22 protein-coding genes and 1 pseudogene are annotated in these 25,898 nt (G+C 66.5%); 15 read left to right on the forward strand and 8 right to left on the reverse strand.

The genetic code is table 11. The features are described 5' to 3' along the window. Positions 1 to 269: 269 nt before the first annotated feature. Complete coding sequence (locus ACWEO2_RS21785; protein ID WP_452406979.1) at positions 270 to 2,315, reverse strand: alkyl/aryl-sulfatase; 2,046 nt, start codon at positions 2,313 to 2,315, stop codon at positions 270 to 272. A gap of 124 nt (positions 2,316 to 2,439) precedes the next feature. On the opposite strand from ACWEO2_RS21785, the gene ACWEO2_RS21790 reads away from it, so the two are divergent. Beyond that, positions 2,440 to 3,027 carry a TetR/AcrR family transcriptional regulator gene (locus ACWEO2_RS21790; RefSeq protein ID WP_452406980.1) on the forward strand — a complete coding sequence of 196 codons (588 nt, stop codon included), beginning with the start codon at positions 2,440 to 2,442 and terminating at the stop codon, positions 3,025 to 3,027. Here the strand turns inward: ACWEO2_RS21790 and ACWEO2_RS21795 are convergent. Then, positions 3,024 to 4,580, reverse strand: coding sequence for an amino acid permease (locus ACWEO2_RS21795; protein ID WP_452406981.1), 1,557 nt, complete (start codon positions 4,578 to 4,580; stop codon positions 3,024 to 3,026). The two genes, ACWEO2_RS21790 and ACWEO2_RS21795, sit on opposite strands and share 4 nt — an antisense overlap. A 171-nt stretch (positions 4,581 to 4,751) precedes the next feature. Here ACWEO2_RS21795 and ACWEO2_RS21800 point away from each other — a divergent pair, with 171 nt between their 5' ends. The 7 genes and pseudogenes from ACWEO2_RS21800 (at position 4,752) to ACWEO2_RS21830 (ending at position 10,228) form a co-directional block, all read left to right on the forward strand. After that, positions 4,752 to 6,281 (forward strand): phytoene desaturase family protein, encoded by a 1,530-nt coding sequence (locus ACWEO2_RS21800; protein WP_452407005.1) that lies wholly within the window; start codon positions 4,752 to 4,754, stop codon positions 6,279 to 6,281. Between the two features lie 63 nt (positions 6,282 to 6,344). After that, a pseudogene (locus ACWEO2_RS21805) lies at positions 6,345 to 6,581 on the forward strand (hypothetical protein); the annotation flags it as partial. Between the two features lie 161 nt (positions 6,582 to 6,742). After that, positions 6,743 to 7,438 (forward strand): hypothetical protein, encoded by a 696-nt coding sequence (locus ACWEO2_RS21810; protein WP_452407006.1) that lies wholly within the window; start codon positions 6,743 to 6,745, stop codon positions 7,436 to 7,438. A 241-nt stretch (positions 7,439 to 7,679) separates the two neighbouring features. Beyond that, entirely contained in the window at positions 7,680 to 8,069 is a 390-nt protein-coding gene (locus tag ACWEO2_RS21815; protein ID WP_452406982.1) for a hypothetical protein, read from the forward strand. A gap of 173 nt (positions 8,070 to 8,242) precedes the next feature. After that, the gene (locus tag ACWEO2_RS21820; RefSeq protein WP_452406983.1) at positions 8,243 to 9,148 is read left to right on the forward strand and encodes a LysR substrate-binding domain-containing protein; all 906 of its coding nucleotides are present in this window, start codon (positions 8,243 to 8,245) and stop codon (positions 9,146 to 9,148) included. A 150-nt stretch (positions 9,149 to 9,298) separates the two neighbouring features. Then, the gene (dmpI, locus tag ACWEO2_RS21825) at positions 9,299 to 9,484 is read left to right on the forward strand and encodes a 4-oxalocrotonate tautomerase DmpI (protein ID WP_354950967.1); all 186 of its coding nucleotides are present in this window, start codon (positions 9,299 to 9,301) and stop codon (positions 9,482 to 9,484) included. 42 nt (positions 9,485 to 9,526) lie between these two features. Next, entirely contained in the window at positions 9,527 to 10,228 is a 702-nt protein-coding gene (locus tag ACWEO2_RS21830; protein ID WP_452406984.1) for a DUF1275 family protein, read from the forward strand. A 228-nt stretch (positions 10,229 to 10,456) separates the two neighbouring features. Here ACWEO2_RS21830 and ACWEO2_RS21835 read toward each other — a convergent pair whose 3' ends face one another. After that, on the reverse strand, positions 10,457 to 11,779 hold the full coding sequence (locus ACWEO2_RS21835) for a family 1 glycosylhydrolase (protein WP_452406985.1): 1,323 nt from the start codon (positions 11,777 to 11,779) through the stop codon (positions 10,457 to 10,459). A gap of 210 nt (positions 11,780 to 11,989) precedes the next feature. Further along, complete coding sequence (locus ACWEO2_RS21840; protein ID WP_452406986.1) at positions 11,990 to 12,772, reverse strand: IclR family transcriptional regulator; 783 nt, start codon at positions 12,770 to 12,772, stop codon at positions 11,990 to 11,992. Positions 12,773 to 12,858: 86 nt separating this feature from the next. Here ACWEO2_RS21840 and hutH point away from each other — a divergent pair, with 86 nt between their 5' ends. From hutH to hutI, 5 genes are all read left to right on the forward strand, one after another. Then, positions 12,859 to 14,406, forward strand: a complete 1,548-nt coding sequence (gene hutH / locus ACWEO2_RS21845; protein WP_452406987.1) for a histidine ammonia-lyase — start codon at positions 12,859 to 12,861, stop codon at positions 14,404 to 14,406. A gap of 30 nt (positions 14,407 to 14,436) precedes the next feature. Continuing rightward, the gene (gene hutU / locus ACWEO2_RS21850; protein ID WP_452406988.1) at positions 14,437 to 16,089 is read left to right on the forward strand and encodes a urocanate hydratase; all 1,653 of its coding nucleotides are present in this window, start codon (positions 14,437 to 14,439) and stop codon (positions 16,087 to 16,089) included. Beyond that, positions 16,086 to 17,300: an allantoate amidohydrolase gene (locus tag ACWEO2_RS21855; RefSeq protein WP_452406989.1), complete on the forward strand. Its 1,215-nt coding sequence runs from the start codon at positions 16,086 to 16,088 to the stop codon at positions 17,298 to 17,300. The genes hutU and ACWEO2_RS21855 overlap by 4 nt, the downstream gene beginning before the upstream one ends. A gap of 73 nt (positions 17,301 to 17,373) precedes the next feature. Then, positions 17,374 to 18,678, forward strand: a complete 1,305-nt coding sequence (locus ACWEO2_RS21860) for a formimidoylglutamate deiminase (RefSeq protein WP_452406990.1) — start codon at positions 17,374 to 17,376, stop codon at positions 18,676 to 18,678. A 29-nt stretch (positions 18,679 to 18,707) separates the two neighbouring features. After that, entirely contained in the window at positions 18,708 to 19,883 is a 1,176-nt protein-coding gene (hutI, locus tag ACWEO2_RS21865) for an imidazolonepropionase (RefSeq protein ID WP_452407007.1), read from the forward strand. Between the two features lie 25 nt (positions 19,884 to 19,908). On the opposite strand, the gene ACWEO2_RS21870 is transcribed toward hutI, so the two are convergent. Next, positions 19,909 to 20,652 (reverse strand): TetR/AcrR family transcriptional regulator, encoded by a 744-nt coding sequence (locus ACWEO2_RS21870; RefSeq protein ID WP_452406991.1) that lies wholly within the window; start codon positions 20,650 to 20,652, stop codon positions 19,909 to 19,911. Between the two features lie 205 nt (positions 20,653 to 20,857). Between ACWEO2_RS21870 and ACWEO2_RS21875 the strand changes: the two genes are divergently transcribed. After that, on the forward strand, positions 20,858 to 21,547 hold the full coding sequence (locus ACWEO2_RS21875; protein ID WP_452406992.1) for a hemerythrin domain-containing protein: 690 nt from the start codon (positions 20,858 to 20,860) through the stop codon (positions 21,545 to 21,547). Positions 21,548 to 21,553: 6 nt separating this feature from the next. On the opposite strand, the gene ACWEO2_RS21880 is transcribed toward ACWEO2_RS21875, so the two are convergent. After that, entirely contained in the window at positions 21,554 to 22,666 is a 1,113-nt protein-coding gene (locus ACWEO2_RS21880) for a PQQ-dependent sugar dehydrogenase (RefSeq protein WP_452406993.1), read from the reverse strand. A 149-nt stretch (positions 22,667 to 22,815) separates the two neighbouring features. On the opposite strand from ACWEO2_RS21880, the gene ACWEO2_RS21885 reads away from it, so the two are divergent. Next, positions 22,816 to 23,571, forward strand: a complete 756-nt coding sequence (locus ACWEO2_RS21885; protein WP_452406994.1) for a DJ-1/PfpI family protein — start codon at positions 22,816 to 22,818, stop codon at positions 23,569 to 23,571. On the opposite strand, the gene ACWEO2_RS21890 is transcribed toward ACWEO2_RS21885, so the two are convergent. Together ACWEO2_RS21890 and ACWEO2_RS21895 are read right to left on the reverse strand one after the other, a co-directional pair. After that, positions 23,568 to 23,939 carry a DUF1304 domain-containing protein gene (locus tag ACWEO2_RS21890; RefSeq protein ID WP_452406995.1) on the reverse strand — a complete coding sequence of 124 codons (372 nt, stop codon included), beginning with the start codon at positions 23,937 to 23,939 and terminating at the stop codon, positions 23,568 to 23,570. The two genes, ACWEO2_RS21885 and ACWEO2_RS21890, sit on opposite strands and share 4 nt — an antisense overlap. A gap of 90 nt (positions 23,940 to 24,029) precedes the next feature. Beyond that, on the reverse strand, positions 24,030 to 25,775 hold the full coding sequence (locus tag ACWEO2_RS21895; RefSeq protein ID WP_452406996.1) for a protein kinase domain-containing protein: 1,746 nt from the start codon (positions 25,773 to 25,775) through the stop codon (positions 24,030 to 24,032). Positions 25,776 to 25,898: the final 123 nt, after the last annotated feature.

The raw sequence follows: 25,898 nt of genomic DNA on the forward strand, positions 1-25,898 counted from the left end.
CACGCCGCAGTCGTTACCGGTGGTCACCAATGTGAGCGCCAATACGCACCACCCTGGCTGCCCGCGGGCTGATCGCCCGTGACTGGCGGCCCACCACCCTCGGACGGATGCACACCGTCACCCTCACACGCGAGGGCCGCGCTGCCGCCCGTGCCGGAACCAGCCTGCGCCCTATACCCGGCTGAGGAAACATAACCGCTGGTTACCCACCCGGCCTCCGATCAGCCGACATCCCGAACTTCGTTGGATTTTCGGCGATTAGGAACCCTCTATGGCGTGACGATCGCGAAGTTCGGATCGGGGCGGTCGAAGAGGCCGTTGAGTTTCTGCAGGGCGGCGATGTTGCCGTCGACCTTGATCTGGCCCTTGATGATCGCGTCGGCGACACTGCCGCCCGCGAGCATGGCGCTGGCGAATGTGGCGCGGGTCAGCGTGAGGGTGGCGTCGGGGGCGGGCAGACCGTCGTCGGGGGTGCGGGCGTAGTGGATCAGCACGCCATTGCGCAATTCGACGCGCTGCGTGCGGTTTTCGGCATCGGTAAAGCGCCAGTCGGTGGTGGCCTTGACGTCCCAGGCCTTGGGGCCGTTGACGAACAGTGAGATGGCATCGAAGGCCTGGTCGATGGTCAGTGCCGCCAGCATGCCCTGTGCGTTGGCCTTCGTGGGGGTGCCGAACGGTCCGTTGCGCAGTTCGTGGGCGCCGCTGAGGTAGAAGTTGCGCCAGGTGGCGTTTTCCGCGCCGTACGCGAGTTGTTCGAAGACGCTGGCCTGCAGGTGTTTTGCCGTGGTGTTATCCGGATCGGCGAAGATCACGTAGTTCACCAGTTGCGTGGCCCACCGGTAATCGCCGGCGTCATAAGCCTTTTGCGCCTTCTTCAGCACCTCCTTCGCACCGCCCATGGCATCGACGTGCCGCTTGGCCGATTCGACCGGCGGGTGTTCCCACAGATGTGCCGGATTGCCGTCGAACCAGCCCATATAGCGCTGGTAGATGGCCTTGACGTTATGGCTGACCGACCCGTAATAGCCATGGGTCGACCACTCCTTCGTGATCCCGGGCGGTAGCTGCAGCATTTCGGCGATCTCGCTGCCGACATAGCCCTGGTTCAACAGGCGCAGCGTCTGATCATTGAGGTAGGCGTACAGATCCCGTTGCACCGCAAGGAATTCCACGATCCGGTCGGTGCCCCAGACTGGCCAGTGGTGCGAGGAGAAGACCAGATCGGCATTGCGGCCGTACAGGTTGATCGACTCGGTGAGGTAGCGCGACCATACATGCGGGTCGCGCACCAGCGCGCCGCGCAGCGTGACGATATTGTGCAGCGTGTGGGTGGCGTTCTCGGCCATACACAGCATGCGGCGGTCCGGAAAATAGAAGTTCATTTCCGACGGTGCCTCGGTGCCCGGCGTCAGCTGGAACACCATGCGCACACCGTCGACGACCTCCTGCTGGCCGGAGTGCGTGATATCGAGGGTCGGGTCGATGAGTGTCGTGGTGCCGGTCGAGGTGGTCTGGCCCAGGCCCGCACCGATCTGCCCCTTGGGGCCGCGGGGGAGGGCCGCGCCGTACATATAGGCCGCACGCCGGGACATCGCGGTGCCCGCGTAGATATTCTCGGCAACCGCGTGTTCGAGGAAGCCGGACGGCGCGAGCACCGGACAGCGCCCCGCCGCGACGTCCTCCCGGGTGGTGACGCCGAGCGCGCCGCCGAAGTGATCGACATGTGAATGCGAGTAGATGAGACCGGTGACCGGGCGATTGCCGCGATGGGCGCGGTAGAGCGCGAGTCCGGCGGCCGCGGTCTCGGTCGAGATCAGCGGATCGATGACGACTACGCCGGTATTGCCTTCGATCAGCGTCATATTCGACAGGTCGAGACCGCGGATCTGGTAGCAGCCCGGTGCAATTTCGTACAGGCCCTGCTTGACCGTCAGCTGGGATTGCCGCCACAAGCTCGGATTCACCGACAGTGGACAGGGCTCGCGCAGGAAAGCGTAGGAGTCGGTGTCCCACACCACCTTTCCGCTGGCGTCGTTGACCACGCCGGGCTCGAGCGAGGCGATCCAGCCGCGGTCGGCGTCGGCGAAATCGGTGGTGTCGGAGAAGGGCAGCGTTGCGGCGAACCGCTTATTGGCATCGGCGATGTGATCGCTCGGATCGGTGGGTGCGGTGGCGGGGTTCACCTCATCGGAGTCGCCGCACGCGGTGAGACCGACGCCGACACCAGCCACCGCGAGTGCCGCCGCTCCGACCCCGAATACTCCGCGGCGCGACACCCGCGGTGTCCGGTTGTCGTCGTCCTGGTGCTCGACCATCGTCTCTCCTGTCCGTCCTCGGCGAGCCCACCGTAACCGCTATTGCAGTGTGACTGCAATAGCGGTTACGGTGGATGCCATACCAGCGGATGTGCTCATGGGGTCGCTGTGATCGGATGCGGATATGAATGAGAGCACTGCGGGCGCCCGACGCAGGCGCAATCCGGAACAGACGCGCGCCGCGATTATCGCCGCGCTGCTCGCGGCGATTCAGGACGGCGAACTCGATCCGACCGGTAGGCGCATAGCGGCCAGGGCCGGGGTCTCCGAGCGCAGCGTCTTCGTGCACTTTCCCGGACGCGATGACCTGCGGGTAGCGGTCGTCGAGGTGCAATCGGAACGGGTCGAGGCATTGATCGCGACGCCGGATCCGCGACTGCCACTGGCCGAGCGCATTGATGCGGTGGTGCGCCAGAGCGAGGCGATCTTCGCACTGCAGCGCAATCCCCGGCTGCTCGGGCTGCTCGAATCGCATACCGTGCCCGGAGTGGACGAGCGAATGCGGTTGACCGACCGGCGGATTCGCGATGCGCTGGCCCGTACCTTCGCAGCGGAACTGACCGTCGACGGCGGCATCGACGAGGAACTGCTCGATCTCGTCGACGCCGCCGTCGGCTGGCCGACCCGGCACCACCTCGTCGAACGCCGAGGCCGCTCGCAGGCCGAGGCGTCCGTGGCGATCCGCCGGACCCTGTTCGCGCTACTGGGTTAGGCGTTGGCAGTGGCCTCGGCCTCCGGTTCGGGCGGAGCCTCGACCGTGCGCTTGGGTCCGGTGAACCAGTGCTTGGCCGATACCGCCCACCAGATACCGATCGCGCCGACCACGCCGACCAGGGTGATCGGTGCGTAATTGACGGTGTTCCAGGTGAATTCGCTGTTCCACGGGTAGCCGCGGTCATCGGTCGGCAGTATGAACAGCACACTGATCAATACGATCCAGACCAGGGCGATCACACCAACCGGTCGATACCAGTGACCGAGTTGCCAAGGGCCGGTCTGGAATCGGCTGCCGTGCAACTGGCGCAGCAGAATCGGGATGCCATAGGCGATATAGAGGCCGATGGTGGCGACCGAGGTGGCCGCCGCGTAGGCGGTCGGCGCATTCACCGCGGGCACCAGCATCGAGGGAATCAACAGCACGAACGAGAAGAACGAGATGAACAGCACGGCGTGCACCGGTACCTTGCGGGCCGAAAGTCGCGACCAGTACGCCGATCCCGGTACCGCGCCGTCGCGGGAGAACGCGAACAGCATGCGCGAGGCCGAGGTGACCGAGGCATAACCACAGAACAGCTGCGCGATCGCGGCGATGATCAGCAGCAGACCCGACCAGAACGAATTCAGCGAGTTCTCCAGGATATAGATCACCGGATAGCCGCTGTTCTTGTTCGGATCCAATGCATCGTCGAGATTCGGAATGGCGAAGGTGACCGCCATGATGAGCAGATATCCGGCAACGGCGGAGACGATGATGGTATTGATGATGCCCTTGGCCGCCGTGCGCGCGGCGTCGTGGGTCTCCTCCGACATATGCGCCGAGGCGTCATATCCGGTGAAAGTGTATTGCGCGTGCAGCAATCCGAGCAGGAAGCTGAACGCCACGCCACCGAAGCCGACCGCGCTATTGTCGACGGTCTCGGTGAAGACGAACCCGACGCTCTGATGGTGGCTCGCGCCGAAACCGAGCACGATGACGAAGATCGCCACGCCGCCGACATGCCACCAGGCCGAGATATTGTTGATCACCGCGGACAGATGCGGGCCGATCGCGTTGAGCACGGCGTGCAGGATCAGGATCGCGGTGAAGACGAGAAAGATTGCGGTGCGGTCGGTTCCGATATCGATGCCGATGACGTTCAGCACCGCGGTGGTGAAGATCGCCGCGCCGTAATCGATGGCGGCGGTCACCGCGATCTGGCCGATCAGGTTGAACCATCCGGTAAACCAGCCCCAGACCGGACCGCCCAACTCCGACGCCCACCAGTACAGACCGCCGGAAGTCGGGTAGGCCGAGGCCAATTCGGCCATTGCCAGCCCGACGAACAACACCATCACCGAGACCAGCGGCCAGCCCCATGCCATGGTGATCGGACCGCCGTTGGCCAGACCGATGCCATAGCTGGCCAAACCGCCGGTCAGGATCGAGACGATGGTGAAACTGATGGCGAAGTTGGAGAATCCGGACCAAGACCTGGCCAGTTCCTGTTTGTAGCCGAGTTCGGCAAGGCGACGTTCGTCGTCGGATGGTGCGTTGGCTTCGGTCATGATCGCTCCCGGGTGAAAACGCCGCCCTCATACAGCGTTTGCCAGAAACTAAGTGTGAAGTGAGCGCTGGTCAATCGCAGGGAAATATGGAAACCCGGCCGTAATTTCCCCGCAATCGTCCGCCGTCACCGCAATCCCTGGAATCCGTGATAGGCAGGACAGATGAAACCGATGCGCTCCTCCTATGACGTGGTGGTGGTCGGCGGTGGCCATAACGGGTTGGTGGCCGCCGCGTATCTGGCGCGGGCCGGGCGATCGGTGCTGGTGCTGGAGCGGCAGGATCACACCGGTGGGGCCGCGGTCTCGGAGCGGGTGTTCCCGGGGGTCGATGCGCGATTGTCGCGGTATTCGTATCTGGTGAGCCTGCTGCCGCGCCAGATCGTCGCGGAGTTGGGTTTGCGATTCGCGACGCGGCGCAGGCGGATCTCGTCGTATACGCCGGTCGGGGACGGCGGGTTATTGGTCGACACCGCATCCGAGGCTCGGACCAGGGACAGTTTTGTGCAGCTCACCGGATCCGATCATGATTTCCGGGCATGGCAGCGGTTCTACGGCGCGACCGGTCGGCTCGCGCAACGGGTGTTCCCGACGCTGACCCAGCCATTGCCGTCGCGGTCGTCGCTCGAGCGGGTGGTCGACGATGCCACCACCTGGGCGGCACTGTTCGAGCGGCCGCTGGGGGAGACGGTCGAGTCGACCTTCGCCGATGACACCGTGCGCGGTGTCGTGCTCACCGATGCGCTCATCGGGACTTTCACCCATGCGCACGACCCGAGCCTGCGGCAGAACCGCTGCTTCCTCTACCACGTGATCGGCGGCGGCACCGGCGACTGGGATGTGCCGATCGGCGGTATGGGCGCGCTCACCGACGCACTCGCCGACGCGGCCCGCGCGGCCGGGGCCGAGCTGATCACCGGCAGCGAGGTGACCGAGGTCGAATCCGACAATGTCACGGCGGAAGTGCACTATCGGGACGAGGTGGTCGGCGCACGGCATGTGCTGGTCAATGCGGCACCACACGAGCTCACGCGGTTGCTCGGCGTCCCGGGGGAGCCGAAACCCGAAGGCGCGCAACTGAAGGTGAATATGGTGTTGCGGCGGCTACCCCGGCTGCGCGACATCGCGACCGATCCGCGCGAGGCCTTCGCCGGAACATTCCATATCGCCGAATCGTATTCGCAACTGGAACAGGCCTATCGCGAGGCCGCTGCCGGACGGATCCCGTCCGCCCCGCCGTCGGAGATCTACTGTCACACGCTGACCGATCCCTCGATCCTCGCGCCCGACTCCCGCATGCATACCCTCACATTGTTCGGATTGCACACTCCGGCAAGGCTTTTCGAGTCCGACCCGGAAGCGGCGAAGGCAATGGCGGTGAAAGCCGCACTCGCCCAACTGGATGCGGTACTCGCTGAACCTCTCGTCGACTGCCTCGCCGCGGACGAGTACGGCGCACCCTGCATCGAAGCGAAATCGCCACTCGACCTGGAGCGCGAGGTCGGCCTGCCCGGCGGCCACATCTTCCACCGAGACCTGGCCTTCCCATACCGCACCGACGAAGCCGATACCCCTGCGGCTCGCTGGGGCGTGGCGACCGATGTGCCGAATGTCTTCCTCTGCGGTGCCGGCGCGGTACGCGGCGGCGGAGTCAGCGGTATCCCCGGTCACAACGCAGCCATGGCGGTCCTCGAAACGCGCTGACTACGTCGGCCCGGGGAGTGCGCTGTCCGCGTCCAATGTGTGCGGCATGAAGGACACCATCGCATGGGCGCCACCATCGGCATCCTGGTCGGCGGTCTCGACGGTGGCGCCGCCGGCTGCGTCCTCGGCGGTATCGCCGGTGCGACCGTTGCCTCGGCGGCCATCGTCGGTCTGTTCGGTGCGTTCATCCCGGCCGCGGCCATCGGCGGCATCGTCGCTATCGGCGCACTCGGCACCATTGCCGGACAGCTGTTCGTCACCGCTCCGGTCGCCATTGCCGCCGCAGTTCAGTACTTCACCGGCTCGGATGCCGGGCCTGAACGGGGTTCGAAACTGCAGCCGGAATCCTCTATTTGCAGACATCAAATTCGGGGGTTTCATTTTCATAACATTTGCTGCAAGATTGCGCCAGTGCCGCTGGATCGTGTAAGTGGCCCGATGATGAGGAAAAGCAAGTGAAGATGACGAATTTCGCCGTGGTGGCCACCATGTTGACCACGGCGCTCGGAGTCGCCGCCGGTACCGCCGGTGCCGCTCCGAATACCGACGATGTAGTGAACTACACGGCGAATACGACCGCAGAGTCCACCGTGATCCACACCGATGCCGGATCACTGGATGTGGACAACGGAGTATTCAAGATCAAGGCGGCCAACGGTACAACGCTCGCGGGCACCGAATTATCCTTCCGGGTAGACGATTTCGTGTTCCCGATTGCCGCAGACCTGCACGACCGGACCGCAGTGCTGACGCCGCAGTTCGACTTGGCGCATGCGGTATACCAGCCGGTGGCGCTGCCGTATGAGGACACCGCGCCGTGGAAGACACCCTACGACCGGGAACAGGCCGCCTGGAACCGGCTGGCCTCCACCATCAGCGCAGGTGCCACGATCGGCACCCTTGTCGGCGGCATCGCTGGTGGTGCCGTGGGCTGCCTGCTCGGGGGCATCGTCGGCGCGACGGTGGCGGCGGCGACGATTGTGGGTTTGTTCGGCCCGTTCATACCCGCAGCGGCGGTCGGCTGCCTGGGCGGGATCGTGGCCGTCGGCGCGTTGGGCACCCTGGCGGGGCAGCTTTTTGTGACCGCCCCGGTTGCGATACTGGCGGCCGTGCAGTACTTCACCACGATCAACCAGCCGTTCAACGCACCGAAGTAGTTTCGGCACATAGCGCCGCCCGGATAGCCACCGGGTACCTTGCTCCAGAGCGGGCACCCCGTACGCGGGGTGCCCGCTCTGCTGATTGCCCAGCCGAGGGTTCGGAGGAATCCAGGGAACAGTGGTCGAGGAAATAGCGGTCGATCGACTGGCCACGATGCCCACTGATCACCCGTTGGACTCCGACCCGGCTAGCATGCTCAGGCTGTTCCAGAAACTCTGGAAGCAGAAGAGGATAGCGATGCACTTCGAAACCAAGCGTGTTCCGCGGATCGCCCTACTCTCCGCAATGGCCGGCGCCGCAATGCTGATCGGTGCTGGCACCGCCGCCGCCGATGACTGGCCCTCGGACGGCGGCGGCGCATTCGAGGTATACGAGACCAAGAATTTCGCCGTCCAATCCGACCCCGACTACTGGAACCCCCTTTCCGACCGAAACCGCCTGACCTCCCCCTACGGCACCAACACCCGCATCGTCTGCACCAGCTTCCATGGCGTACAACAGGATTGCTGGCAAGCCGACCCCGACGGCAACCCCCACAAACTCACCACCGCCCCCCTGGACGTCCCCTACGCCGGCTCCAGCGGAACCGGCCACTTCGCCCCCAAACACTACGTCTACCCCAACTAACCCCACATAGCCTCGTCATCGAGAATGCGCTGATGCAGGTTGCTCTCGACGTTTACCTGCATCAGCGCATGGTGATCGACCGTCCAACGGGGGATTTGCGGGGGTGAATTGGGTTTGTTGGTAAGGGGGTTGGTTTTGTGGGGGGACTGATCGGTAGTTGAGGAGTCCGCGCCGTGGAGTTGCGCCAGTTGCGCTATTTCGTCACTGTGGCTGAGGAATTGCACTTCGGGCGGGCGGCTGAGCGGCTGCATATTGCCCAGCCTGCGGTGAGTCAGCAGGTGCGGCGGCTGGAGCGGGAGTTGCAGGTCCAGTTGCTGGATCGGTCGCCGCGGCGGGTGCGGCTGACGGAGGCTGGGGTGCGGTTTCTGCCCGCGGCGAGGAGCGTGCTGAGCGCGGCCGATCAGGCTCGGGCAGCGGTGGCCGATCTGGCCGGTGCGCGGGCGGAGGTATTCCGGCTGGGCACGGTGACCGGGCTGGGTGCGCGGCTGGACACCATCCTGGATGCCTTTGCCGAGCGCCTTCCACAGGTGCGGATCGAGTTGGTCACCCTGCCGGTGCGTGAGCGATTGGCGCAGGTGGCCGACGGTCGACTCGATGCCGCCTTCGTGCGCGCGCCCGCCATCGAGGACACCGCCGACCTGGAGTATCTGCACGCATGGGACGACCAGCTCGTCGCGGCTCTGCCCGCCCGGCACCCGCTGGCGGCGCAGGAGACGGTGCGATTGGCCGATTTGGCGTCGGTGCCACTGCGGATGACCGAGCGGCGCAATCATCCGGCGCTGGTGGATCTGGTGCTGATGTCTTGTCAGCGTGCGGGTTTCGAGCCGGTGCCGGCGCCGACCGCGACCACCCTGCAGGACAATTTGGCCGCGATCGGCACCGCCGTGGCCATGTGGACAGTGATCTACGCCGCCAACGCCGACCAGGTGCACAACCCCCGGGTGGTCTTCCGGCCGTTCGCGGACGGTGGCATGAGCCTGCCGATCGCCGTGGCCCTGCGTGCGGGAACCGATGCCCCCGGTTCGGAGCTACTTCGAACGCTCCTACCGGCGGAAAGCGCGCGGTACCTCGAACAATAAGGACTCGTTATCGCTGTGCGAACGAACTGGCCCTTGGTCGATGATCTTCGATCGGGTGAACTGATGACAGGCCGCCGAACCGGGCGGGAACCCACAGTGGAAAGCCCGGATGTGGTCTGTCCCAACCCTTTTCAGTGAGGAGAGTCAGTCATGCCCATTGTCACCGTGCAGCAGGGCCCGCGCACCGTCGAACTCAAGCGGGATCTGGTCCGCCGGATCACCGATGCCTTCGTCGACGCCTACCGGATTCCCGCCGAGACTGTGCAGGTCTGGATCCACGAGACGCCCGCCGACAGCTGGGGTGCGGCCGGGCAGTTGACCGCCGATAAGAAATAGCCGACCGAGGCACGCCGATGCCCGGCCGATACCGTCGCGGTTATGCAGATGAAGCATGAACGTCCGTGGCGGTTGCCGGTCGGGCCGACGGTGCTGGTCTTGCTGTCGGCCGGAGCGGGTGCGACGGACGGGTTGGTATTCACCGAACTGGGCAACGTGTTCGCCAGCGTGTTGACCGGCAATCTGGTGTTGCTCGGTGCGGCCCTCGGTATATCCGGCATCGAGTTGACACCGCCGCTGGTGGTTCTCGTCAGCTATTTCTTCGGTGTCGCGGCGGCGGCGCGCTGGTGTCGCGCCATGCCTGCGGGGCCGCTGCGCATCGCACGTCTGCGTCACTGTCTCGCGGGCGAGGCGGTATTGATGGTCGTGCTGGCCGCGGTTGCCGTATTCGCCGGTGCGGTCGGTGTCGTTCGCCTGCTGCTGCTCGGTGCGGCCGCGCTGGCGATGGGTGTCCAGTCGGCCGCTGTCCTCATTATTGATCGCCGATCGCCCACGACCTACATGACCAGCACCTTCACCGGTCTCGTCAGCGATCTTGTCACCGCCCGCCGCATCGAACCGCTCGCCGTCGCCCGTATTGCCGCCGTGGTACTCGGCGCCGCCGTCGCAGTGGCACTCTATTCCGTAAGTGCCCATTGGGGTTTCGTCATTCCCGCCGCGTTGATCGCAGCCGCGGCCGGTCTCGCCTATACCCACTGGTGGCTCGAGGGCGCGCTACCGGCCATATCGACATCGGACGAATAGTCACGCCGCGTCGATGCCGGAACTCGGCGACGGCAGGCTGAATCACTGGCTCGGATTCGATTCGGGCGAATCCGGTCCGAGTTGCTTATGCCGGAATCGGATTTGCTGTTGCAGGAATAGGACCCGGTCCCTGGTAGTGCGGGTGTCCGGATGATCCGACCCGAGGATGCGCTCTTGGTCGGCGAGTAGTTGCTCTGGAGCCGGGCGAAACCGTTGGCGCGTCTGCGGCTAGGGAACGCTGACGGTTTCGTCGCAGCTGTCGGGTGGGTCGACCAGTCCGCATTCGACCGGTGCACGGGTCGGGCGGTAGTCGGCCGGAACGCCGCCGGACCGGATGATGCCGCGGTAGACGTCGACCGCGTCCGTGGGTTGGCGGGTCAGGGTGGGGTCGGTCCGCACATCGACGGTGTAGAGGCCGAAACGCGGTGTGTAGCTTCCCCATTCGTAGTTGTCGGTGAGGCTCCAATAGTTGTAGCCGATGACATTGATGCCGTCGGCCTTGGCGCGCTGCAGCCAGTAGACGGTGTCGCGGAGGTGGTCGGAGCGGGTGTAGCCGTCGGTGCGCGGCTTACCGTCCTCGGTGGGCATGCCGTTCTCCACGACATACAGTGGGCGATCGGGAAACAGCTTCGCGTAGTGACGCAATGCGTAATAGATGCCCTCGGTATGGATGGGCAGTTCCCAGATCGGCGGACCCTCGTTCGAACCGCCCTGCACCGCTTTGCTGGTTTCCGGCACCGGCGCGAAATAGTAGTCGACGCCGATGAAGTCGAGCTTATCCGCGATCCGATCCACAATCGGCTGATTCACCTCGGTCTCGGCACCCGCGACATAGCCGAGATTGCTCGTCACCTGCGCGTCGGGCATGCTTTTATGAATGGTGTCATAAATTGCGTTGTGCGCCTGGGTAATTCGGTCCAACATCGCGGGCGCCTCATCGGGGGTGATCGCACCGATGCGCAACTCCGTGCCGATATAGGCGGCCGGCTCGTTGAAGGTGACCCACAGCGGATTGCGAGAGGTATAGCGGCTCACCACTTTTCGCATATTGACCAGCCAATCCTCGACCATGCCCGGATTGCGCCAGCCGCCGCGATCGGCGGCCCAGCCGGGATACACCCAGTGATCGAGGGTGAGCATCGGCCGCATACCGGCGGCGAGAATGCGCGCGATCACATTGTCGTAGAAGCCGAATGCCGCCTCGTCCCAGGTGTCGGGTTGCGGCTGCACGCGCGCCCATTCGATGCCGACCCGGTACACCCGCACCCCGAGGCGGGCGGCCAGATTGATATCGGAGATATAGCGCCGGTAGAAGTCGACCGAATTCTCGTAGTCGTCCCCGGCCTTGCCGGAATCGATGTAGCGGGTCCAATTGCTGTCCGGCGCGTGGCCCTCGGATTGGAAGCCGGATGATGCTACGCCCCAGAGGAATTCGCGGGCGAACGGTGCGATGGAGGCGTGCGCGCTCGGCATGGCGACACCGGGCAGCAGCAGTGCGGTCGCGATCATGGCGAGTGCGACGAGGGCACGTCGGCGCATCGGTGTTCGCATCGAGCTCCTGTCCCCATCCGGCACTGTTCGGTCGTGCGTCACCTGCGCAGCGACGCGCCGGCCGATGATCTGCCAGCGTAACCATCGGATAGCTGAATCTTGGGCTGCGCGCCGGTGTGTCGCGAATGCGGCCGGAAGTACCTTGAAAAGGCGGACGAGACGTGGCATCACAACGATTGCTCCCTGTTCGCTTACGGACAGGGCTGATCCTCAGCTCACCCGCCCACCGATGCGCCGGGTGAGATCGTCTGCGGTGTTGCGCACTTGGGCGGCGAGATCGGCCCAGTCGGCGGCGCAGGGAATCCGCTCGCAGTGGTGTCGCAATGTCACGCTGATCGCCGCGATCGGCCGATGGTCGTGATCAAAGGCCGGATAGGCGACCGAGGCGAATCCGGCGGTGACATGGCCGTCCTCGCTCGCCCAGCCGCGACGGCGCTCGGCGGCCAGAATGCCGCGCAGCGCGGCGAGGCTGGTCGGCCCGCGGTCGGTGCGGCGCACGAAGGCCGCCGCCGACGGGAACAGCGCCCGTACATGGGCGGCGGGCAGATGCGCCAGGATCGCCCGGCCCGATGCGGTGAGCTGCGCGGGCAACCGCACGCCGACATCGGTGACCAGCGTCTCCGGGCGCGGCGGGCGCTCCTTGATCAGATACAGCAATTCGTTACCGTGCAGGACTCCGAGGTGCGTATTGTGCCCGACCCGCCCGGCCAGCTCGCGTAGCAACGGCCCGGCCACCCGCTCCAGTGGATCGTGGCGCAGATAGGCCGAACCCAGTTCGAAGGCGGCAATGCCGAGGCCGTAGCGCCGCTCGGCGGGCAGCCGGGTGACGAAGCGAGCCTCCTCCAACTCCGCGAGCAGGTGATATGTGGTGGAACGGGGGATGTCGAGCTCGCGCGCGATGGTGGACGCGGCGATCGGCCCCGCCCTGGTCGCCATCAGCCGCAGCACGGCGAGGCCGCGCCGAAGTGCCGGTATATCGCTGCTCGTTCCCATGTCTCTTCCTGCGATTGTCTCGGATACCAGACAGAACCTGGCCCAGCCTCATTCTCCACCCGCCTTCGTGGTTGTGGAATGGGCCTATGCCGGAAACCACGCAGTTACCGCCCGTGGAGTTGGACGGGCCGCTGACCGTCGAACGCATCGTGGCCGTCGCCCGCCGCGGCGCCGGGGTGCGATTCAGCGCGGCCGCCGAGAAGCGGCTGACCGACGCGCGCGAGCATGTCGACGCGCTGGCGGCGGGGACGGTCCCGACCTACGGCGTGTCCACCGGCTTCGGCGCGCTGGCCACCCGGCACATACCACCGGAGAGCCGGGCCGCGCTACAGCGGTCGCTGATCCGCTCGCATGCCGCTGGCGCGGGTGCGGCGGTCGAGACCGAGGTGGTGCGCGCCATGATGGTGTTGCGGCTGCGCACGCTGGCCACCGGACATACCGGGGTGCGTCCGGAGACGGCACTCACATTGGCCGCGTTGATCAATGCGGGCATTACGCCGGTGGTGCACGAATTCGGCTCGCTCGGCTGCTCCGGTGATCTCGCGCCATTGGCGGCGGTCGCGCTGGCGCTGATGGGGGAGGGGGAGGTCACCGACTCCTCCGGCAACCTGGTCTCGGCGGCAGATGCGTTGCGCGCCAATGGGATCGAACCATTGACACTCGCCGAGAAGGAGGGCCTCGCGCTCACCAATGGCACCGACGGCATGCTCGGCATGCTGGCGCTGGCGATCAACGATCTGGCGGAGCTGTTCGACGTCGCCGATATCACCGCCGCCATGAGCGTGGAGGCACTGCTCGGCACCGACCGAGTCTTCGCCGACGATCTGCAGGCCCTGCGTCCACATCCGGGACAGGCACTCTCGGCGCGGCGCATGGCGGCCGCGCTGGCGGGTTCGGATATCGTTGCCAGCCACCGCGGTCCGGACTGCAACCGGGTGCAGGACGCGTATTCGCTGCGCTGTGCACCGCAGGTGCACGGTGCCGCCCGCGACACCCTCGCCCATGCCCGAACGGTCGCCGATCGGGAAATGGCATCGGCGATCGACAATCCCGTGGTGCTCGCCGACGGCAGGCTCGAGTCCAATGGCAACTTCCACGGTGCGCCGGTGGCGTATGTCCTCGATTTCCTCGCCATTCCGGTCGCCGATGTCGCGAGTATGGCCGAGCGCCGCACCGACCGAATGCTGGATGTCGCTCGCTCACACGGTCTTCCGGCCTTCCTCGCCGCCGATCCGGGTGTCGATTCGGGCCATATGATCGCCCAGTACACGCAGGCGGGCATTGTCAGCGAGCTCAAACGCCTCGCCATGCCCGCCTCGGTGGATTCGATCCCGAGCAGCGCGATGCAGGAAGACCATGTGTCGATGGGCTGGTCGGCCGCCCGCAAACTGCGCCGGGCCGTGCACGGGCTGAGTACCGTGCTCGCCATCGAATACCTCACGGCGGCAAGGGCATTGGATTTGCGGGCCCCGCTGCGGCCCGGTCCGGCCACCGCGGCCGCCCGTGCGCTGCTGCGCACCAGGGTCGACGGTCCGGGACCGGACCGGCACCTGGCACCGGAGATCGCCGCCGCGGCCGAACTCATCCGCTCCGGCGAGCTGCTGGCCGCCGTCGCGCCACACCTCGGCTCCTGACGGGCCATTCGCTGATATGGAGGGAATTTGATGACACGAACGATTCGGGCGGCACGTGGGTCGCGGCTGACGGCCAAGAATTGGCAGGCCGAGGCCGCCATGCGGATGCTGCACAACAACCTCGATCCGGAAGTGGCGGAGCGGCCGCAGGATCTGGTGGTGTACGGCGGCACTGGTAAGGCCGCGCGCGATTGGGCCAGCTTCGACGCGATCACGCGCACGCTCACCACGCTCGATGCCGATGAGACCCTGTTGGTGCAGTCGGGTAAGCCGGTCGGTGTATTCCGGACACACGAGTGGGCGCCGCGCGTATTGATCGCCAATTCGAATCTTGTCGGCGATTGGGCGAATTGGCCGGAGTTCCGCAGGCTGGAATCGCTCGGGCTCACCATGTACGGGCAGATGACCGCCGGGTCGTGGATCTACATCGGCACCCAGGGCATCCTGCAGGGCACCTACGAGACGTTCGCGGCGGTGGCGGATAAGCGCTTCGGCGGCACCCTCGCCGGAACCCTCACCCTGACCGCGGGATTGGGTGGTATGGGCGGTGCGCAGCCGTTGGCCGTCACCATGAACGGCGGGGTGGCGCTGGTCATCGAATGTGATCCGGCGCGCGCCGAGCGCCGGGTGCACGACCGCTACCTCGATGAGATCGCCACCGATTTCGACGATGCCGTACGTCGGGTCTCGAAGGCGCGCAAGGAACGAAAGGCGCTGTCGGTCGGGCTGATCGGCAACGCGTCCGAGGTCCTGCCGCGACTGCTCGCGGCCGGTGTCGAGGTCGATATCGTCACCGACCAGACCTCCGCGCACGATCCGCTGGCGTATCTGCCGCGCGGGGTCGAGCTCGCGGACTGGGCCGACTACGCGGCCAAGAAGCCCGACGAATTCACTGACCGCGCCCGCGAATCCATGGCCGAGCACGTCGATGCCATGCTCGGCTTCCTCGACCGGGGCGCCGAGGTTTTCGACTACGGCAATTCGCTGCGAGGGGAGGCCGAACTCGGTGGCTGCGAGCGGGCCTTCGACTTCCCCGGATTCGTACCGGCCTACATTCGGCCACTGTTCTGCGAGGGCAAGGGGCCATTCCGCTGGGCGGCGCTGTCCGGCGATCCGGCCGATATCGCCGCAACCGACCGCGCGATGCTGGAACTGTTCCCCGAGAACGAATCTCTGCGCCGCTGGATCACGATGGCCAGGGAACGTGTTGCCTTCCAAGGACTTCCGGCCCGCATCTGCTGGCTCGGCTACGGCGAGCGGCATCTGGCCGGTCTGCGCTTCAACGAGATGGTCGCCAGCGGTGAACTGACGGCGCCGATGGTCATCGGCCGTGACCACCTCGACTCCGGCAGCGTCGCATCGCCGTATCGCGAAACCGAGGCAATGGCCGATGGCTCCGATGCCATCGCCGACTGGCCGCTGCTCAATGCGATGGTCAATACCGCCTCCGGCGCGAGCTGGGTCTCGATCCACCACGGCGGCGGCGTCGGCATGGGCCGCTCCATCCACGCCGGACAGGTCTGCGTCGCCGACGGAACGGCATTGGCCGGACAGAAGATCGAGCGCGTGCTCACCAACGATCCCGGTATGGGTGTGATTCGACATGTGGACGCCGGTTACGACCGCGCCAACGCGGTCGCTGAGGAGCGCGGCGTGCGAATCCCCATGCGGGAGAACCGGTGACGGCGGCCGGCGGCGGCGCGAACGGCCTGCTCACCGAAATCGCCGATGTGGGCCGGGATTCGCGACGCGGCGGATACTCCCGGCACGTCTACGACCGCGCCGAGCTGCAATTGCGGGACTGGTTCACCGAGCAGGCGGCCCGGCGCGGCCTGGATGTGACCACCGACCGCAACGGCAACATCTGGGCATGGTGGGGGGCTCCAGGTGCCGGTGCGGTGGTCACCGGAAGCCATCTGGACTCGGTGCCCGGCGGCGGTGCGTTCGACGGCCCGCTCGGCGTGACGAGCGCTCTCGCCGCCGTGGATATCCTGCGCGCCAAGGGTTTCGCGCCCGCGAAACCGCTCGCGCTATTGGTTTTCGCGGAGGAGGAGGGCGGGCGCTTCGGGGTGCCGTGCCTGGGGTCCAGGCTGCTCGCCGGTGCCATAGATGCCGACCGCGCCCGCGGACTGCGCGACGCCGCCGGGATCACCTTCGCCGAGGCCGCGGCCGAAGCGGGGCATGATCCGCGGCGATTCGGCGCGGATCCCGATGCGCTGGCGAATATCGGCTGCTTCGTCGAACTGCATGTCGAACAGGGGCGCGGGCTGATCGACCTGGACAGTCCGGTCGCCACCGGCAGCAGCATCATCGCGCACGGCCGCTACCGGTTCTCCTTCACCGGACAGGGCAATCACGCGGGTGCGACCCGTATGCCCGATCGGCACGATCCGATGTTGCCCGCGGCCGCGGTGATCGCGGCCGCCCGCCGCGTTGCCGCGGCCACCGACGATGCCAGGGCCACCGTCGGCAAACTGATACCGACACCGGGTGGCACGAATGTCATTGCCTCGACGGTGGATCTCTGGCTGGACGCGCGCGTTGCCGGAGACGGACGCACGGCCGCGCTGGTCGAGGATATTGCCGGATTCGCCCGGGAGGCCGCGGCCGCCGAGGGGTGCGAGGTCACGGTGACCGAGGAATCGTATTCCGACGATGTCGTTTTCGACGACGCGCTGCGCGGCCGCATGGACGGCGTGCTCGGCGGTGTCCCCGCACTGCCCACCGGTGCCGGGCACGATGCGGGCATTCTGGCGGCACACGTGCCGTCGGGCATGCTCTACGTGCGCAATCCAACCGGGATCAGCCATGCGCCGCAGGAGCACTCCGAACCCGCGGACGTGGATTTCGGCGCAGCGAGCCTCGCTCGCGTGCTCGAGGACTTGGCGACATGAGCGTGGAGTGCGGGGTGCGCATGCCCGGGGATTCGGATGTTCGCGTGAACCCGATGTGCGGGGATTCGATCCGATGAGCGGGTACTGGGCCGAATTCGCCTGGCTGCCTGATGGATTGGCGGAACGGGTGACGATCGAGGTCGCCGGATCGTCGATCCGCTCGGTGGTACCGGGGACCGAGCCGAGCGGAAAGGTGTTGCGCGGCCTGACCGTTCCCGGCTTTGCGAATGCGCATTCGCACGCCTTCCATCGCGCGCTGCGCGGCCGTACCCACCACGACCGCGGCTCGTTCTGGACCTGGCGGGAACGGATGTACGCCATCGCGGACCGGCTCGATCCGGATTCCTACTACCGCCTCGCGCGCGGGGTATACGCGGAGATGGTGCTCGCCGGATACACCAGCGTCGGTGAATTCCACTACCTGCACCACGCGCCGGGCGGGGTGCCGTACCGCGATCCGAATGCCATGAGTACCGCACTGGCCGCGGCCGCCGAGGACGCCGGAATCCGGCTCACCCTGCTCGACACCTGTTACCTCACCGGTGGATTCGGCCGAATGCCGGACGAACACCAGCGCCGCTTCAGTGACGGTGACGCGACTGCATGGGCCGAGCGCGCCGCCGCATTCAAACCCGAATCGGAGCTGGTGCGCACCGGTGTGGCCGCGCATTCGGTGCGTGCGGTGCCGCCGCAGGCGCTGGCGGTGGTGGCCGAACAGGCCGACGGACGGCCGGTGCACGTCCACCTGTCCGAACAGCCCGCAGAAAACAGCGATTGCCTTGCCGCACATGGGCGGACGCCGACCGCATTGCTGTCCGAGGCCGGGTTGCTCGGGCCGGATACGGTGGCCGTGCACGCCACGCACCTGAGCGCCGCCGATATCGGTCTGCTCGCCGCGGCACGGGCGCGGGCCTGCTTCTGCCCGACCACCGAACGCGATCTCGGCGACGGCATCGGCCCCGCCCGCGAACTCCTCGATGCCGGAGTTCGGCTATGTCTCGGCAGTGACAGTCATGCCGTCGTCGACGGCTTCGAGGAATGGCGTGCGCTGGAATTGAACGAGCGCCTTGCCGCCCGCGCGCGCGGACGCTTCGATATGGCGCAGTTGTTCACCGCGGCAACCGATCACGTGTCGATCGGCTGGCCGGAGGTCGGACGCATCGAGGCCGGTGCCGCGGCGGATCTGGTCACCGTCGAGCTCGACTCCATCCGAACCGCGGGCGCCGAACCGGCCGCCGCGCTGTTCGCGGCCACGGCAGGCGATATCCGCGAGGTCCTGGTTGCCGGGCGAGAGGTGGTCTCGAACGGCCGCCATCTGCTGATGGCGCAACCCGAAATCACGCTGCGCGACGAGATTCGGGCCTTGTACGGACCGTGAGGTCATTGTCCACCGACGGAAAGGAAGCCGTGTCCACCCTCATCACGGGAATCGGTGAGCTCACCACCAACACATCGGACGGGCCGCTGCACAATGCCGCCGTGGTGATCGACGGTGCGCGCTTCGGCTGGATCGGTCCGGCCGCCGCCGCGCCGGCCGCCGATCGCAAGGTCGATATCGGCGGCCGCGCGGCACTGCCCGGCTGGGTGGACAGTCACACCCATCTGGTCTTCGCCGGTGACCGCACCGCCGAATTCGAGGCGCGAATGGCCGGTCAGCCCTATCGGGCCGGTGGCATCGCGACCACCGTCGCCGCCACCAGAAGTGCCTCGGACGAACAGCTTTCGGCCAATCTGCGGCGGCATATCGCCGAGGCCTACCGGCAGGGCACGACGTGTCTGGAGACCAAGACCGGATACGGCCTGAGTGTGCGCGATGAGGAGCGCGCTGCCCGCATCGCCGCTGCCAATGTCGATGAGGTGACCTATCTCGGTGCGCATCTGGTACCGCCCGATACCGATGCGCGATCCTATCTCGACCTGGTCTGCGGCCCCATGCTGGATGCGGTCGCGCCACATGTGCGCTGGGCCGATGTCTTCTGTGAGACAGGAGCTTTCGACGAGGATCAGTCCGATCGCGTGCTGCGCGCAGCTGCCGCACGCGGTCTCGGACTGCGCGTCCACGGCAACCAGTTGGGCACCGGTCCCGGCGTGCAGTTGGCGGTCCGCCACGGTGCCGCCAGCGTCGACCACTGCACCCACCTCACCGATGCCGATATCGAGGCCCTGGCCGCCTCGGACACCGTCGCCACCGTGCTGCCCGCCTGCGACCTGTCCACCCGCCAGCCGCTCGCCCCGGCCCGCGCGCTGCTCGACGCGGGCGCGACCGTCGCCCTTGCCACCAATGCCAATCCGGGCAGCTCCTACACCACCTCGATGGCCTACTGTGTGGCCACCGCCGTACTCCAAATGGGTCTGTCGGTGGCCGAAGCGGTATACGCGGCAACCGCGGCGGGCGCGAAGGCCCTGCGCCGCAATGACGTCGGTGTCATCGAGGTCGGTGCGCGCGCCGATCTCCAGGTGCTCGATGCGCCATCGGCCACACACCTGGCCTACCGGCCCGGCGTCCCGCTGACCCGCGCGGTATGGCGGCTCGGCGCGCGCATTCCGTTTACCATCGCCGAATTATCAGGTACCGCAGGGTGATTCGCCTGCAGCAAAATGTTCCGACTTACGGCGTTCCGTCCAGTGACCCCAGCGCCGAATCCACGAGCGTGCTCGCGGTGTGGGCACATACGGCCACGGCCGCATCGGGTGCGAGTCCGCGCACATCGATCAGCACGATGAACGCCTCCCAGCCGACCACCACGGCAATGCTCGAAACGAGATCGTCGAACTGCCGCTGGGAGATCCGCTCACGCACTGGTTCGAGCGCCCACTCGATCCAGCGCACCCGGCGCAGTCCGGGGCGCGGTGCGTCCGCTGCTGGCGGGTCGGCGGACAGCTTCACCAGCCGCCGACCCATCGGTAGTAGTTCGGTGATCTCGGCTCCCATCGCCCGCACCAATTCGGCGATGCGCACGCGCGGGTCCGCAGAGTGGATATGTGCCAGCGCCGCATCGGTATTCGCGCTGAGCAGCCCGATGGTCGCAGCGAGCATCAGCTGGTCGAGAGTGGGGAAGTGCAGGTAGACGGTGCGCCGGGAGACCTCGGCCGCGGCGGCGATGTCATTGACCGACGGTTCGATGCCGCGGTGCAACAGGGTCATGGAGGCGTCGACGATGGCCTTGCGGGTGCGTCGGCGTTGGGCGACGCGGCCCGAGGTGAGTTGGTTGGCTTCGTCGACCTGAACGGTATCGCTGAGCCGAGTGGTATCGCTGAGCCGAGTGGTATCGCTGAGCCGAGTGGTATTGCTGAGCTGAGTGGTATTGCTGAGCTGGGCGGAATCGCTGACACGGGCTCGGTGCTCGGTCATTCGCTGATGGTCCTCCATTGTCATCTCGACAGGGCGCATTGTCATCTTGACGGGGTGCGCGCGGCCAAACCTATACTAGGTTGCACTTATTGCACTGGAGTGCATTTAGGTTCGGGAGGAACTAAATGGCCATCGGGGATCTTGGATTTGCGCTGCCCGCATTCGCCGTGGGCACGGGTTCGCGACCGGAGCGGGAGCAGGTGTTATGAGCCGCCGGGCGGCGCGGGAACCGGGCTGCGATACCCGCGATATGGTGCTGGTGCACCGGGTCTTCCGTCGCGAATTCCGTTTGCTGGCAGACATTGTCGAGGTCACCTCGCCCAATGATGTCGAGCAGGTGGCGCGGATCAGTGAACACGCTCGCGAGATGCTCACCGCCCTGCAACAGCACCATGGTTCCGAGGATGAGCTGGTGTGGCCGAGATTGCTTTCGGCGCAGGTGGATTCGGCGCTGGTCGAATGTATGGCAGCCCAGCACGACGAGATCGACACGGTAATGCGGCGCGTCGATGCCGAACTGGCCGAATGGGAACACCAGGGCGGGACGGAAACGGTGGATCTACTGGTCGACGACCTGCGCCGACTCAATGAGGTGCTGACCGAACATCTTCGCCTGGAAGAGGATTCGGTACTGCCGGTCGTGGCCGAGACATTGACCGAGTCGCAATGGGCCGAACTCGGCAGGCGCGGTCTGGCATCTCTGCCGCGGCGGCGGGCTCCGATCTTCCTCGGTCATATCGCCGAAGAGGCCGACGACCGCGAATGGGCGGAATTCCGGAGCCGCGTCCCGGTCCCGATCCGGCTGCTGTACCGCCTGTTCGGCCGTCGCGGCCATGCCAGGGAGACCGCACTGCTGCGCCGCGATCTGGACTCGGTCGGAAAGGTCGCGAAATAGCGCGGCTCACCGTGCGGGGAAGCGGATGATGCGATCATCACCGGCACGGACGTCACCGCGGCCGTCCGTATTGGAGGTGGTCAACCACAGGGCGCCATCGGGGGCGATCACCACCGTGCGCAGGCGACCGAGGTCGGGTATGCGAGCCTGTGGCGTGCCGAGTGTGCCGTCGTGCATGGGGACCGTCCACAGTCGTTCGCCACGCAGCGCCGCGACGTAGAGGGTGTCACCGGCGATGGCGATGCCCGATGGCGATGCTTCGGCGGGCTTCCAAACGATCTGGGGGTCGGTGAATCCGCGATCTGCACCGCCCATACCCTCGACAGCGGGCCAGCCGTAATTGCGGCCCGGTTCGATCAGATTGATTTCATCGAAGGCGTTCTGGCCGAATTCGGCGGCGAAGAGTCGGCCCGCCTGATCCCACGCCAGACCTTGCACATTGCGGTGGCCCAGGCTGTAGACCGGTGAGCCGGGCGTCGGATTGCCCGGTGCCGCAGCGCCATCGGGTGTCAGGCGCAGGATCTTGCCATTCGGACTGGCCGGATCCTGAGCTCGACCGCCGTCCCCCGCATCACCGGTTCCGACGTAGAGCATGCCGTCGGGCCCGAAGGCGATCCGGCCGCCGTCATGAGTATTGGCCTTCGCGATGCCGTCGAAAATGACCTCCGGTTGTCCGTCGAGTCGCAACCGCACGATCCGGTTATCGTCAGCGGCGGTGAAATAGGCGTAGACATAACGTGTTTCGGCATAGTCCCGGGCAACCGCGAGCCCGAGCAGACCACCCTCGCCGCGCGCGACGACACCTGGAACCTCGTACACCTGCTCCGGCGCGTGCCCGGGACGCACGCGCAGAATCCGCCCGGTATCCCGCTCCGCGACCAGCGCGTCACCATCGGGCAGGAACGCCAGCCCCCACGGCACGCCGATATCTCCGACGATCTCCTCTCCCGCATCCAGATCCGGCACACCCGATGGTGTACTGGGCGCGGTCGTGGTGACCACGGCCGTCGTCCGATCGGGCTGTGCCTGGGAACCGCTGGCACAGCCCGCGACGACGCTCACCACGAACAATGCGGCGACGGTGATCCGTCGACGTGCAATCGAACTTATGATCCCCATGCGTCTGCCTCCGATCTGCGCCTGCGGTCGGTCACCGGCGGGGGTGTACATCGATCCTGCCCGGTCCACGCTCGCTCATGTCGAGATGGGGCCCGATGCGGCGCGCTAGGCTCGACAGCGGGGCCAGCCGCCGTGGGAGGGAAAGATCAATGCAGATCGCCATCGTCGTCTATCCGGGCATGACCGCGCTCGACGTGATCGGGCCCTATGAGGTGCTTCGACTACTGCCCGGCGCACGGCTGCGATTCGTCTGGCACGAGCCGGGGCCGATCACCACCGACAGCGGCGTCCTGCTGCTCGGCGCGACGCACTCCTTCGCCGAGACGCCATCTCCCGATATCGTTCTGATCGGCGGTTCGGGCCCTGCGACGGCGACCACGGCCGCCGACGAACGGCTGCGCGCCTGGCTGCGGCAGGTGCACGAGACCTCGACCTGGACCACATCGGTATGTACCGGATCGGTAGTCCTTGCCGCAGCGGGGATCCTCAAAGACAAGCCAGCGACATCGCACTGGGCGGGGTTGGCGGCGTTGCAGGCGCTCGGCGCGCAGCCACGCGGCGAGCAGCGGATCGTGCGCGACGGCAAGATCGTGACCGCCGCGGGCGTCTCGGCCGGTATCGATCTCGGCCTGTGGCTGGCGGGGGAGATCGCGGGCAAGGAGACGGCCGAGGCGATCCAGCTGATGATCGAATACGATCCGCAACCGCCTTTCGACAGCGGTCATATGAGCAAGGCGAGTTCGGCCGTGCGGCGCAAGGTCACCGCGATGTTCGGTCGCGAGGGCGCCGATCTGCTCACCGCCGATCCACGCGCCGTCGTCCGGGAGGCGAGCGCCATCGCCAAACTGTCGTGGACGACGGCGATCGATCGCGCCCGCGCCCGTCGTCGACTCGGCAAGCGTTAGTTGTTACTGCCTGCTACCAGCACCGCTACCAGGGCGATCGCGCCGGGCAGGGCCTGTACGAACAGGATTCGACGGCTCGCGGTTGCTGCACCGTAGATCCCGGCGATGACAACGCATGCGCTGAAGAAGATCATCGCGGCGAATCCGACCGGGTCCGATGCGATGATGCCCCAGATCAGCCCGGCCGCCAGGAAACCGTTGTAGAGGCCCTGGTTTGCGGCCAATACCTTGGTCTGCTCGGCGAATTCGGCGGTGCTGCCGAAGGCCGCGCGCACCCGCGGCGTCGTCCACAGGAACATCTCCATGACCAGGATGTAGATGTGCAGCAATGCCACCAGGCCGACGACTACTTCGGCTACCACGCGCATGAGCTGATCCCTTCGAGAATGTGTCGTCCACAGGATGATCGATTGCGGACCGGTGCGTCGGCAGGCGCGCCAGGGCAATCCCACCGGGTACTAACTCTTGTGCAGGGTCCCGGTGATATTTCCGAGGAGCCCGCTGAAACCGCCGCTGAAGCTGTAGCTCACCGAACCGTCCGATTGCAGGACGACCTTCGAGACCGACCCTTCATCCATACAGCCGTTCGCACCGCCGGACAGCCGCGCCACGAAAGCGATCTCGTTACCGGTGACACTGGTCAGACGTTCGGCGCGTTCACAACGACTACGTGAGGCCTGGCCGGTATTCGACGAGGTCGCGATCTCTTCACCGATATTTCCGTCCCGGATGGTCAACTCGATATCGAAGGTGGCCAGCGCATCCCGTGCGGTCCCGGTCCATGTGCCGACGAACGCTTCCGGCACCGATGTGCCCGCCGTCGCGGTGCGCGAGACCTCCGTGGTCGAGGGGGACGCACTGTCGGTCGCATCGGAGGTGGTGCTGACTGTCGCGGAACGATTCGCGGTAGCGGAGTCGGAGGATTTGCCGTTGAGCTGCGTGCCGATGACGAAGGCGCCGACGGCGACCACGACACCGACCACAACGGCGGCGATGATCAACGCGGTACGGCGACCGCGCCTCTTCGGTTGCGCAGCGGGGTGATTCGGATGCTGGCCGGGCGGCGGCCCGGCGGCGTAGGCGGGTTGCGGCCCGGACCGGTCGTAGGCCGGAGGGTACGGCGCGTACACATTCGATCCACCCGTCCGACCGGCGCGCCAGGCCACCGTATCGGCCGAGCCCTGCCCCGCCCCCACGGGTCCCGAATTCGGCGGCGGTGTGTGCGGTCCCGAATTCGATTGCGGCACAGGCCGGGACACCGTCGGCGCCGACCGTGACGGATCCTGCGCCGGTTGCGCGAACCCGACCTGCGGCAGCTCGACCGACTCCAGATCGAGCAGCGCCACCGCCCGCCTGCTCACCTCCTCCAGCACCGGCGCGGGCAGCCAGCCGCCGCGTTCCGGAACACCGAGTTCGGCCAGCTGATCCAATAGTTGGTGCGGTGTCGGACGCGCCGCGACGTCCTTGTGCAGACATGCCGCGATGAGCGGACGCAACCGCTCCGGCACCGCCGCCAAGCGCGGCTCCTCGTACACCACGCGATACAGCATCTGCACCGTCTCGCCGGAGCCGAACGGCCCCTGCCCGGTCGCCGCGTAGACAAGGACGCCGCCGAGCGCGAATACATCGCCTTCGGGTCCCATAGCCGGACCGACCACCTGTTCCGGACACATGAATCCCGGTGAGCCGATGACATTCCCGGTGGTCGTGAGCGCGCTGTCCTCGGCGCCCCTGGCGATACCGAAGTCGATCACCTTGGGCCCGTCCACGGCCAGCAGCACATTCGACGGTTTCAGATCGCGGTGCACGATTCCGGCACCGTGTACGGCGATCAATGCCTCGGCAAGTCCGTGCGCGAGCACCAGCAGCGTGTTCTCGCTGAATGTGCCGAACTGCTCGACCGCGTCGGTCAGCGAGAACCCGGCGACATATCCGGTCGCCAGCCACGGCGGCGTCGCGTCCACATCCGCGTCGAGCACCTGTGCGGTGAATTTGCCGCCGACCCGCCGCGCCGCGGTGACCTCGCGCCGGAATCGCTCTCGGTACTCGTCGCCGATCAGATCCGGCCGGATCACCTTCACCGCGACCGTGCGGCCGCCCGCGCTGCGGCCGAGGTATACCCGCCCCATCCCGCCCGCGCCGAGCAGGCCGAGCAGTCGGTAGTCCCCGATCCGCGTTGGATCGTCTGTGCCGAGCGGTCGCATCGCGAAATGGGGTCCTCTCACATGACGTTGAACAGGCAAAGGCTACCCATGGCCGGGCTCGGTGTCCGCATGCACCGAGCCTCGACCGGGTTATCGAGCAGCAGTAGCCCCCGCGTTTCGCGG

Source organism: Nocardia sp. NPDC004278 (assembly GCF_053602975.1).